14 protein-coding genes and 1 pseudogene are annotated in these 10,494 nt (G+C 68.9%); 3 read left to right on the top strand and 12 right to left on the bottom strand.

The window, feature by feature from the left end; all coding sequences use genetic code 11:
* Positions 1-413, bottom strand: a pseudogene (locus tag AB0A69_RS33655) (plasmid transfer protein); the annotation flags it as partial.
* A 2-nt stretch (positions 414-415) separates the two neighbouring features.
* Complete coding sequence (locus tag AB0A69_RS33650; protein ID WP_361429897.1) at positions 416-745, bottom strand: hypothetical protein; 330 nt, start codon at positions 743-745, stop codon at positions 416-418.
* 164 nt (positions 746-909) lie between these two features.
* Here AB0A69_RS33650 and AB0A69_RS33645 point away from each other — a divergent pair, with 164 nt between their 5' ends.
* The 3 genes from AB0A69_RS33645 (at position 910) to AB0A69_RS33635 (ending at position 3,703) form a co-directional block, all read left to right on the top strand.
* The gene (locus AB0A69_RS33645) at positions 910-1,746 is read left to right on the top strand and encodes a sigma-70 family RNA polymerase sigma factor (RefSeq protein WP_361429895.1); all 837 of its coding nucleotides are present in this window, start codon (positions 910-912) and stop codon (positions 1,744-1,746) included.
* A 1-nt stretch (position 1,747) separates the two neighbouring features.
* Positions 1,748-2,560, top strand: coding sequence for a protein phosphatase 2C domain-containing protein (locus AB0A69_RS33640; RefSeq protein ID WP_361429893.1), 813 nt, complete (start codon positions 1,748-1,750; stop codon positions 2,558-2,560).
* 687 nt (positions 2,561-3,247) lie between these two features.
* Positions 3,248-3,703, top strand: a complete 456-nt coding sequence (locus AB0A69_RS33635) for a DUF4145 domain-containing protein (RefSeq protein WP_361429891.1) — start codon at positions 3,248-3,250, stop codon at positions 3,701-3,703.
* A 705-nt stretch (positions 3,704-4,408) separates the two neighbouring features.
* Here the strand turns inward: AB0A69_RS33635 and AB0A69_RS33630 are convergent.
* The 10 genes from AB0A69_RS33630 to AB0A69_RS33585 form a co-directional block, all read right to left on the bottom strand.
* The gene (locus tag AB0A69_RS33630; RefSeq protein ID WP_361429889.1) at positions 4,409-5,560 is read right to left on the bottom strand and encodes a site-specific integrase; all 1,152 of its coding nucleotides are present in this window, start codon (positions 5,558-5,560) and stop codon (positions 4,409-4,411) included.
* A complete protein-coding gene (locus AB0A69_RS33625; RefSeq protein ID WP_361429887.1) occupies positions 5,560-5,748 on the bottom strand; it encodes a helix-turn-helix domain-containing protein in 189 nt (62 codons plus the stop codon). Before AB0A69_RS33625 ends, AB0A69_RS33630 begins: the two co-directional genes overlap by 1 nt.
* Positions 5,745-7,151 (bottom strand): replication initiator protein RepSA, encoded by a 1,407-nt coding sequence (gene repSA, locus AB0A69_RS33620; RefSeq protein ID WP_361429885.1) that lies wholly within the window; start codon positions 7,149-7,151, stop codon positions 5,745-5,747. The genes AB0A69_RS33625 and repSA overlap by 4 nt, the downstream gene beginning before the upstream one ends.
* A gap of 5 nt (positions 7,152-7,156) precedes the next feature.
* Positions 7,157-7,336: a hypothetical protein gene (locus AB0A69_RS33615; protein WP_361429899.1), complete on the bottom strand. Its 180-nt coding sequence runs from the start codon at positions 7,334-7,336 to the stop codon at positions 7,157-7,159.
* A gap of 94 nt (positions 7,337-7,430) precedes the next feature.
* Complete coding sequence (locus AB0A69_RS33610) at positions 7,431-7,976, bottom strand: GGDEF domain-containing protein (protein ID WP_361429883.1); 546 nt, start codon at positions 7,974-7,976, stop codon at positions 7,431-7,433.
* A 5-nt stretch (positions 7,977-7,981) separates the two neighbouring features.
* On the bottom strand, positions 7,982-8,305 hold the full coding sequence (locus AB0A69_RS33605; RefSeq protein ID WP_361429881.1) for a SpdD-like protein: 324 nt from the start codon (positions 8,303-8,305) through the stop codon (positions 7,982-7,984).
* An 11-nt stretch (positions 8,306-8,316) separates the two neighbouring features.
* Positions 8,317-8,475 (bottom strand): hypothetical protein, encoded by a 159-nt coding sequence (locus AB0A69_RS33600; protein ID WP_361429879.1) that lies wholly within the window; start codon positions 8,473-8,475, stop codon positions 8,317-8,319.
* 20 nt (positions 8,476-8,495) lie between these two features.
* On the bottom strand, positions 8,496-8,687 hold the full coding sequence (locus tag AB0A69_RS33595) for a mobile element transfer protein (protein WP_361429877.1): 192 nt from the start codon (positions 8,685-8,687) through the stop codon (positions 8,496-8,498).
* 13 nt (positions 8,688-8,700) lie between these two features.
* The gene (locus tag AB0A69_RS33590; RefSeq protein ID WP_361429875.1) at positions 8,701-9,366 is read right to left on the bottom strand and encodes a DUF2637 domain-containing protein; all 666 of its coding nucleotides are present in this window, start codon (positions 9,364-9,366) and stop codon (positions 8,701-8,703) included.
* 84 nt (positions 9,367-9,450) lie between these two features.
* Positions 9,451-10,494 (bottom strand): FtsK/SpoIIIE domain-containing protein (locus tag AB0A69_RS33585; RefSeq protein WP_361429873.1); only part of this gene is annotated, 1,044 nt, incomplete at its 5' end.

Genomic DNA, 10,494 nt, shown 5'->3' with positions numbered 1-10,494 from the left:
CCGGTCATCCGCAGTTCGACCACGCCGGAGCGGATCTCGCGGGCGGTGACGTTCTGCATGACGAATGAGTGCCTCAGCCGGTCCGAGGCGGCGGAGAAGTCGAACGCGTCCTGCCCGGGCCGCAGCTTCACCCGCAGCACCAGACCGGTGCGCGTCGGACGGAGCCGGAGGATCCGGGGTGCCCGGGGCTCTGGGACCGGCCGGTTGGTCATCCGGGCGACCGAGAGGCGGAAGCGGGACGGCGGGACGGTCAGCCCGCACGCGTCCATGACCGAGGAGTACCGGACCAGGAGCCGCACGACGGCGGTCGCGATGCCGAAGGTCATCCAGTACCAGGCCGGACGCTGCCACCGCAGCAGCAGCGCAACCGTGGCGACCAGCGCCAGCGTGCCGGTTAAGGCGGTCGCGTTCATGGTCAGGAACCGACCGTGAGAGCGACCGCGCGGAACGAGATGCCGTGCCGGGCCTGACCGTTGAAGTTGTTCTCCCAGTCCCGCGCCTTCAGCCCGATCACCGACACCGGCATGCCGGGCGCCAGACCGTCGGGGAGCCCGGTCTCCGGAACGGTCACCTGGTAGAGGTTGCCCTCCCCCTCGTCGGAGATCAGCAGGCCCACCGTGGACAGACCAGCACCGGTCTCCCGGTCCATGGCGCGCTCACCGGTCTGCTTGCTGACGAGCTTCGGGGCGGGGGCCGTGGCCACGAACACCACGGCGGTCGAAAGGTCGATCTTGAAGGACGGCATGTCCACTCTCCCGGTAAGGGGGCTTAACAGCCCGAGCGTCGAGACCCACTCCGTTAAGGGGGGGGTTACCACCCAAGATGCATGCGACTGGTGCGACGTGTCAACCCCCCTTAGCATGTTGGGTATGAAGACAGTCCCCCGTCCGGTTCCGCGAGGTGCTCGCCGTGATTGATGAAGTGCGGCGCGTTGCCGCTATGCAAGATCACGCGCTCCGCGTGAAGGCCGCCGTGGACCTGATGGGGGAGCTCCAGGCCGCCGTTGTCGAGACCTCGCGCATGCGCAAGGAGAGCATTGCTTGGCTTCGTGATCACGGGCACTCGATGGCGGACGTAGCGAAGCTGATGGGCGTCAGCCGGGCACGCGTGGCCCAGCTCCGTGACGCCGGCCCGCCGCCGGAGCGAGTGTTTCTCGGCACCGGTCCCGTCCAGGTACTTGTCCCCATGCGGCCGGGCGAGCGGGAGTATGTGGCGCTCGAGGACAGCTCCACGGGCCAGAAGCTGGTGGCGTTGGCTCATCAGCTTCAGCTCGAAGGAGACCTGGGGTACATCTCGACGTCGGGCGAGATCGACCTGAACCGCGAAGACCTCATCGTTGTCTGCGGCCCCAAGACATCCCTAGTGACCGCGGCCGCCCTCCAGGCCGACCCCCGCCTCTCGTTCGAGACGCTGCCGGATGGCCGGTGGGCCCTGATCGAGATGGACAGCGGCAAGACGTACTCCTCGCCGAGCGATGACCCTGACAGCCCCACCCCTTCGGATGTGGCGTACTTGGGCAGGCTCCCGAGGCCCGACGGGCAGGGGACCTTCCTGCTGATCGCTGGTGTGCACGCGGTCGGCTCACTGGGAGTCGCGCACTTCCTCACGGAGCACCTGGCAGACCTCTACCAGCAGGCCGGAACGGCCGAGTTCTCGATGGTCATCGGTTGTGACTACGAGCAGGGAACCAAGGCGATCACAGACAGCCGCGCGATCAGTGAGTTGCTTCTGCACGAGGTGAGCTGACGTGGATGTCGCCCTGTCCAGCACCCCCCGGCCTGGGGGGCCCAACGAGGACTTCGCCATCGGCAGCGCCGAGTGCGTCGTGGTGCTGGACGGTGCCGGGATGCCAAAAGGACTGTCCACCGGATGCATCCACGGCGTGGCTTGGTTCGTCCAGAGGCTGGGCAACTCGCTGCACAGGGAGGCCACCGAAAGCCGACGGGACTTGACTCACTGCCTCGCTACCGCCATTGAGCGGACAGCGGATCTGCACCGGGGGACCTGCGATGCGGACAGTCCGTTTTCCCCGTCAGCCATGGTCGCCGTACTTCGAGTCCAGGACGAGCAGGCAGAATGGCTAGTGCTGGGAGACGGCTCTCTCGTCCTCGACGAAGGGCAAAAGCCCTTGGTCGTCACTGATCAGCGACTGAAAGCGGTGGCAAGCGAGAAGCGAGCCGCATTGCGCGCGGCCACGCCGGGGTCGCAGGAGGAACGGGCAACGCACACGTCGTTGGTCGAGGAAGAACGGGCACTGCGTAACCGGCCGGGTGGCTTTTGGGTGGCTGCTGCGGAGCCCGAAGCTGCGGCCGAGGCTCTGACGGGCGCCATGCCGCTCGCACACCTGAGACGGGCGGCGCTTCTCACTGACGGCTCAGCCCGGTTCGTCGACACCTTCGCTTTTGGCGACTGGGCAGACTGCCTCGACGTCCTGGAACAGCACGGCCCAGCTTCTCTCATCCGCCGAGTCCGCCACGCCGAACTGAGCGACCCAGACCGTGAGCGATGGCCCCGCTCCAAAGGGCACGACGATGCAACGGTGATCTTCGCTCGCTTCTAGGGCGAGCTGTTACAGGTTTCTCTACCTCATCAAGCACCCGGCTGCGCTGCCGCTCCGCCGGGCGGGCTTCCCGGCTCCGCTCGGGGCGTCGCTCCTGCCTTCGGCCCGCTCCGCCCCCGCTGCGCCGACGCCCGCCCCTGCAAGACGGGATAGGCCCAAAGGCATGAGTCGAGCCCCAACGGCCCCGCGGTTCCATCTGTCACCGACATGCCTCCGGCGGGGGCCTCAGGCTCCGGGATGGCGGGGGCGCCCTACGCGGGTGCCGGCCGGTGGGGTGTGGCGGTGGGGAACTCCCAACCCGTCTGCCGTCGACCCAGGACAAGCCGAGCAGACACGGCACCGGGCGTCCAGGTCGTTCGTACAGTGGCGCGCTCCACCTGGACGCCCGGCACCGCGCCCGCTCCACGTATGTGTGGGTCGACGGCAGACGGGATGGGAGTTGAGGTAAGTGGTGTGCTGGCGTCGCCTGTTGGCTACGCTCGCGTCATGGCATGGCATGAAAAGCACTCTTTTCGCGACTGTCCTTGGTGTGGCCTTACCAATACGCGCCTGCTCACGAGGAGCCACAGCATCGGGCTTTTGAACCGAAACGGCCACTCCAGGTTCTGGGCGGTGCTTGGGTGTCCCAGCTGCGGAGGGGCCATGCTTATCGAGCACAGTGGCCCTAGCACCCAAGAGGCTCTGGCTATGGAAGTGGTTCCGAAGGGGCCGGACGCCGAGGCCGTGATCAATCACCTGCCCGAGGATGTCGAGCGCTACTACTCGGATGCCATCCGAGTACTGGGTGTAGGTGTACCTGACGCGGCTGCAGTGCAGCTGCGGAGAACGCTGGAGGCTGCCGCCGCTCACTTTTCCATTAAGGAAAAAGTCCTCATGAGGAGCATCGAGAAGCTCATCTCTGACGGCCATGTCACGCAGAGCTTTGGGCCGGTGTTGCATCACATTCGAGCCATCGGGAATGTTGGGGCTCATGCAAGCGACGAGCGAGTCGATCACGAGATGGCACAGCGGGCACTGCGCTTCACAACTCAGCTACTGCGCAACCTCTTCGAAGTACCTGGAGAGCTGGAGGCGCTGAACGCCAAGCCGATCGAGCGGCCGATTGAGCCGCTCCCTCCGGCTCCTGGCGGTGCGCCAGCCTGACTCACGTGCCACAACCGTGCCAGTTCGGGCGGGGAATCACGGGGAACGAAGGGCATTTGACGGCTCATGGGCCGGGTACTAGCGCTGCGTACATCGGAGCAGGTCAGGAGACATATACCCCCTCCCTCTCTTGTAAAGAGGTCGTTGGCCTCTCCGCTTGCGGCCAGCAACGGTCGACCGGCGGCCGCTTAGCCATGTGCCCCACTGTGCTCCCGTGTGCGCCTTCCTAGCTCGCACTGCTGGAGAGACGCTGCCAGGGTCCGTGCGGACTCTCGGGAGGGAGAGGGCGTGACCCAGCCGAAGTGTGGGGCTCCGAAGAAGAGCGGGGGCCGGTGCACGAGGCCGGCTGTCGTGGGCAGCGGTCAGTGCTACCAACATCAGGGAGAGTGGACAGCCCGAGCACAGGCGGACCGAAAGAAGAAGGAAGCCGAAGCGAAGAAGAAGGAGCTTCGGAAGAAGAAGCGATCCTGGTGGTGACCGGCGGCTGACATCAACGGCTGACATCAACGGCGGCGGATGCGGAAGGTCGGAGACGGTCGGTAGTGGCAGCACAGCCTTCGGCTGTTGGATGCGGACGGCCAGGCCGGTCGAACTCCTAAAGCGGGTGTCGCAGGTTCGAATCCTGCCGGGGGCACAAGGGAAAAGGCCACCTACCGATCTTGGTAGGTGGCCTTTGACATCTACGTCTGACATCAACGGCGGCGGTCACTCACGACCGGGCCGCCTCTTGAGCAGCCGGTCCATGTGACTGATGGCCTCGCGCTGGGTGTCCTGGACGACGTGCGTGTAGACGTCCATGGTGATGCTGATCTGGCTGTGCCCGAGGATCTCCATCACGACGCGAGGAGCGACCCCGGCGGCGGTGAGCAGCGTGGCGCAGCCGTGCCGGGCGTCGTGCAGCCGGATGACGCGGAGGCCGGCGGAGGCGGCGACGCGGGTGAAGGAGCGGTACACGTTGCGGGGCTCGACGGGCCGACCGCTCGCCGTGGTGAAGACGTAGCCGCCGTCCTGCCACGTCTCCCCTGCCTTGGCCCGCTGATCGCTCTGCCGCATCCGATGCCAGCGGAGGGGTGCGATGCACATGGCGGGGAGCGGTACTGCACGCCGGCGACGCCCCTTGGGATCGTCGTCGTACAGGACGCCCCGGCGGCGCTGGGTCTGTTGCCGGACGTACAACACACGCTTGTCGAGGTCCACGTCCGTCCAGCGCAGGCCGACGAGTTCGCCCCGACGGAGGCCCATGGCGATGGCGAGAACGAAGGCCGAGTACAGCGGGTCCCGGCGAGCGGCGGCGAGGAAGTCGAGCGTCTCGTCCAGTGACCAGGGGCTGAGTTCCCGCGCCTTGGCCCGGGGCGGCTCGACGAGGGTGGCCACGTTTCGCGTGATGAGCTCCTCACGGCAGGCGGCGGTGAGAGCTGTACGCAGGACCCGGTGGGACTCCTTGGCCGTCGCGGCGGTGGTCTTGTTCTCCAGCTGCACGAGGAAGCGCCGGACGTCGGCGACGCCGAGAGACTCAAGTCGCTTGGTGCCAACCATCGGGATGAGGTACAGGCGGACGTGCGCCTCGTACTTGTCGTAAGTGCTGAGCTTGCGGCGCGGCTTGATGACGTTGTCGAGCCAGTAAGGCAGCCACTCGGAGAGCTTCGCGGACCGGGTGGGGACGGGGATGCCGTTGGCGGCCTTGTCGAGGAGCGCGCGGCGCTTGGTGTCGCACTCGGCCCAGGTCTGGCCGTACGCGAACTTCCTGGCCCTCGTGCCGTCAGGCTGGAGTACGTAGACGGCGGCTTGATAGCGGCCGTCCTTCCGCTGGGTGATGGTGCCGGCCCCGTTGGGGTTGCGCTTGCGCTGGGTCGCCATCAGACGGCCTCCTCGATCTGATTGACGATGAAGTCCCGGACGGCGTCGGCGGGGATGCGGCGAGACCGACCGATCGTGATCGAGGTCAGCCGTCGAGAGCGGATCAGGTCGTAGACCGTGGAGCGTCCGAGCTTGAGCCGTGCCATGACCTCGGTGACGGTCAGCAATTCCGCAGTGACGGTGCTCATCCCAGCTCCCCTTCCAGTTCGGCCAGTTCGGTTCGGATCTCGCGGGCGTGTTCGCGGTTGTGCTGGATGTCGCGGCGGATGTTGGCGGCGAGCCAGGACTCTCCCGGGGTGGCGCCGTGGCCGGCGTAGCTCCAGTGGGCGACGACGAGGATGGTGGCTTCGGGGTTGTCGTCGGGGTCCGGGAGGCCGAGGGCGGTGCGTTGTTGGGCGGCGCGGTAATCGGCGCGGACCTGGCGTAAGGCGCCGAGGGTGGTGGAGTAGCGGCGGGACTTGGTGGAGAAGTGCCCGCGGAAGCCGAGCATGTGAGCCCAGGCCCTCAGGCGCCGGTCCGGGTAGGCCGGGTCGAGGTCCATGCAGGCTTCCATGAGGCGCCGGGGGTGGTCCGGGACGTCGAGGAGGATCAGGGCTTCCTTGTTGCCCACTCGCTGGTCCACGGACCCGGTGGTCTCGGCGGCTTTGGTGGCGTACTTGGCGACGTAGGCGGCGACGGCCTGTTCGGTGAGGTCTTCGCCCTGGCCGAAGGCGCCGATGGGCTGGACGTCGAGCTGGCTCCCCCATGTCAGCTTCACGTCCTGGTCCACGCCGTACTCGGGGGCGGCGGGCACGACGACTTGGACGCGGGCGGCGGCGGCCCGGATGGCGTCGGTCAGGAGGTCGAGGGTGGCCCAGGCCGGGGGCGGGGTCTCTGGGCCGGCCGGTCCGTCGAAGCGGATCACTGCGTGAAAGTGCACGGCGCCGCGCTTCTGGTACTCGGCGACCTTGCCGAAGGAGACGCGGGACTGCTCGCGGGCAGCTGTCTGTGTGAGGCCGGCGCGGGCGGCGATTTCGCGGCGGAGGTAGATCGTGAAGTACCGCCATAGCTCGGAAGCGTGGTTGTTCCACAGCACCGCCGCGGCGTAGTCGTAGCTATCGGGGTTGAGTGGGGTGCCGAGTTCGGGCGCGTCCTCCTGGTGCTGCTTTCCGCAGCGGCACGGCCGGGTGCCGGGCCGGTTGTGGACCGGGCCGAAGGACGGGGCGGTCAGGGTGGCGAAGACGCGGGGGTGGTCGCGGATGGTGTCGGGGGTGCCCTTGTCGGGGTTGCCGATGAGTCCGGCGCGGATCAGGTGGTAGGTGTCGCCGGCGTAGGTCCAGGCGCAGGCGGGGCAGCGGGAGGCGCGGCGGTTGCCGCAGGCGACCCGCAGGACGCCGCCGGGTTCGGTGTCGGTGTTGTAGGCGTGGAGCACGGTCTTCGTGTTCGGGTCGAGGAGCTTGGTGCCGCCGGAGAGGCGGATGGGGGCGGAGCATCCTCCGGTGCGGCGGATCTGTTCGGTGAGGCGGTCGAAGCCGGGGGCCCCGGCCACCCGGAGCAGGTCGCTCAGGGTGGCCGGGTCCAGGCCCGCCGCAGTGAGGGCGGTGTCGGTCAAGGTGGTCACTTCCCGGCGCGGACGAGGACGGCGCGGGTGGTGCGGGTGCCGGTGCCCTTGCAGGCCGGGCAGGAGGCGGGAAGGGTGCGGCGCTGCCCGTCGGGGGTGCCGCTGCCGGTGGTGATGTGGACGATGGGGAAGCCGTCGCAGTGGGAGCAGACGCGCGGGGTCGAGGGCTGGGGCATCATGGGTTTTCCCTTTCGGGTCCGTTGGATCGGGGAAGGGTTAAGGCGCCCGGGGCGGCGGAAGTTTGGCGACCGAGGCCGCTCCGGGGGCCGCTCAGTGTGTGTTGCGCCTGCCGTGGCCCTTGGCCGCGTACATCGCCGCGTCAGCCATGGACAGGGCGTCGGTGAGGGTCGGGACCGGCAGCTGCTCGGAGGCGCAGTGGCCGACCGAGGCAGAGACCCGCAGCACGTGCCCGTCGTGGGTGACCGGGGTGTCCAATGCGGACCAGAGGTCGGACAGGTTGGCGGCGCCGAGGTTGGTGATGACGGCCGCGAACTCGTCTCCCCCGAGGCGTGCGGCAATGCCGTCGCGTCCGCACCAGTTGCTCAGCCTCTGTGCGGTGGCGGTGAGGACCGCGTCTCCGGCCGCGTGGCCGTGGGTGTCGTTGATGGCCTTGAAGTCGTCCAGGTCGACCAGGAGCACGAGCGCACCCGGGTGCCTGGCGATGAGACGTTCGGCGCGGGCGGTCCATCCGGCGCGGGTGTGCAGGCCGGTCAGAGGGTCGCGGCGGGCGGTGGCAAGGCGGCGCCAGAGCAGTCCGCCGTGCAGGGCCCACCCGAGGGCCGGTAAGCCCGCGGCTGCGATCGTGTACGTGTCCATGAGGGTCACCGGCCCTTCTGCATGTCGCGGACGAGTAGCCGCAGGACGACCGCGATCAGGGCGACGGAGACGCCGGTGATGGCGACCGCCAGGAGCAGCGAGACCAGGACGGTGCCGACGACCAGGACCACCGCGCCACCGCCGGCGGCGAGGGCGATCGCGCTGCCGGGGGTGAGCTGGACCGTGGAGCCGGGTGCGACCGGTACCGGGGCGGGGGTGTGGTCGTGGTTGCAGGCCATCCGCTGGGCGTCGGTCGTGGCAGTGGGCTGGAGGAGCGGGGTGACTGTGCCGGTCGGGAGCGGGTTGACCGGGACGCGCGGTCGGAGCATGACGCTTCTCCCTACTGGTAGATGGTGTTGTCGATGAGCGGGGCGACGAGACTGTCGGCGAGGAGGTAGCCGCCGAGGAGGATTACGACGACGAGCCACCAGGGCGGGCGGATGAGCTTGATGCCGAGGTAGCCGACGACGATCAGGGCGAGCCAGAGCGGGACGTCCATGACGCGGGTCTCCTTGACGGTTAGCGGGGCTGGCAGCGGTGGGTGCGGGCGGCGAGCTGGGCGGCGGACTGGTTGGAGTAGTCGGCCGACCAGCCGCAGTCATCTGCGGTGCAGGCGGCTACGTGTTTGGTCCGTCCGTGGCGGTCGCGGTGGGTGCCGATCTGCACGGGTCCGATCCGCATCACGGAGTGGAAGCGGTCGTGAGCGGGCATGAGGTCACCTCCTTCAGGCGAGTTGGGCGGCGATGGCGGCGGCCATCACGGGCGGGACCCCGAGTCGGGCGCGCAGGGTGTCGGCGTCGATCGGCGAGCCGGTACGGCTCTGGTGGTCGTCGGCGACCCTCCGGGCGTGGGCGACCAGCGCCGGCGGAACAGCCACAGCGGGTGGGGCGGCGATGGGCTCGGGTGCCGGGTCGGGCTTGACGGTGGGCAGCACGGGCGGTGATTCCGGCTCAGGCTCCGCGGGGATCTTCCGCTCGACGACCGTGTTCCCGGCGGGCGCCTCAGGTGTGACCGTCGGCGTCGGGGTGTGGACCAGGAGGGTGCCGCCGAGGAACGCAAGCGCCGGCCATCCGGCGACCAGGATGCGCAGCCAGTCCGGGACATGGCCGAGGTCGAGGAGTCCGGCGGTGGCGACGTTCGCGCCGAGTGAGGCGGTCAGGGCGACGGTGAACCAGGTCCAGGCCGAGCGAGCAGAGGCGCCGGCGGCCCGCAAGGTGCGAAGGCGACGCCACGCGGCGACCAACAGAAGGTCGACGGAGACGGGGTAAGCCCACGCCTTCCAGCCGGTCTGTCCGGCTGCTGCGGCCAGGTCGTGCAGGTGGGCGAAGGACAGGGCACCGGCGATCACGGCCTGTACGAGGACGGCGTCCGGTCGCAGCGTGGGGCGCATCGCGGGTCCTCCTTCCGGTTTCGGGCATGGGTGGGGTAGGGACGTGGCGTGAGGCGGTCGCGCCAACCGATGCATGGGGGTGTGTCAGGCGAGCGCGGGAGCCGTATCGGCTGCCGTGGCGGGCACCTTGACCAGGCTCGGCAGGACGGGCCGGAAGGCGTCCAGCGCCGGGATCTCCGGGGTTCGGTGGGCCTGGGCGTTCGCGATGTTCACGGCCCGCCGGAGCGTGAGGTGCGGCGTGCGGATGCGGACCCAGCCGCCGGAGGAGTCACCGGCCACCGCGGTGCCGGGGCGGTCGGTACGGATCTGGATCGTGGCGAGGACGGCGTCCGGGGAGACGTCGCCGAAGGCCATGTTCGCCGAGGTCTCGTCGTTGACGCGGTGTGCAGTACGGCCGGTGAGCTGGGCGCGGAGCATGGTGATGCCCTTGCCGAGTTCGGAGCCGAAGCGCTGCCCGCAGATCTCCAGATAGATGCCGGCCGCGCGGCCGAGCTGGGCGAGGCGGACCAGGGCGGTGATGATCCGGTCCCGGCGCTTCTCTTCGTCCTTCGACGCGAACAGGGCGAGTTCGGCCACCTCGTCGACTACGAGGACGATCGGGGTGGGGCGCAGGTGGTCGGGCAGGTCCCAGATGTCGGCGGTGATCTCGGCGTCCGGGACGTCGGCGCTGAGCCGCTGTTCGCGGCGGATGAGTTGGTAGACGTCCGCCATGTGCTCGACGAGCGCATCCAGTAGCTCGGCGGCGGTGTCGGGGTTGTCGGCGAGAGCGGTGAACCGGCGTGCGAGTGGAGCGAGTTCGACGCCCTGCTTGCAGTCGATGCCGACCAGGGCGACATCCTGCGTGGCGAGGCCGGCGACGAGGTTGCGCTGGTAGACGGACTTGCCGGACTGGGTGGCGCCGACGTTCAGCGCGTGCGGGCTCTGGCGGTAGTCGCGGTAGAAGACCTCTCCGTCCTCCCGCATGGCGACCGGAACCCGCATCACACCAGCACCGGTCAGGGCGGGCATCTGAACGCGCTTGAGGACGTCGTAGCCGGTCATCCGCAGTTCGACCACGCCGGAGCGGATCTCGCGGGCGGTGACGTTCTGCATGACGAATGAGTGCCTCAGCCGGTCCGAGGCGGCGGA

Source organism: Streptomyces sp. NPDC045431 (assembly GCF_040646655.1).
GTDB lineage: Bacteria > Actinomycetota > Actinomycetes > Streptomycetales > Streptomycetaceae > Streptomyces.
The sequence above is the reverse complement of the archived record's forward strand: the minus strand, read 5'-3'. Positions and strand labels throughout refer to the sequence as shown.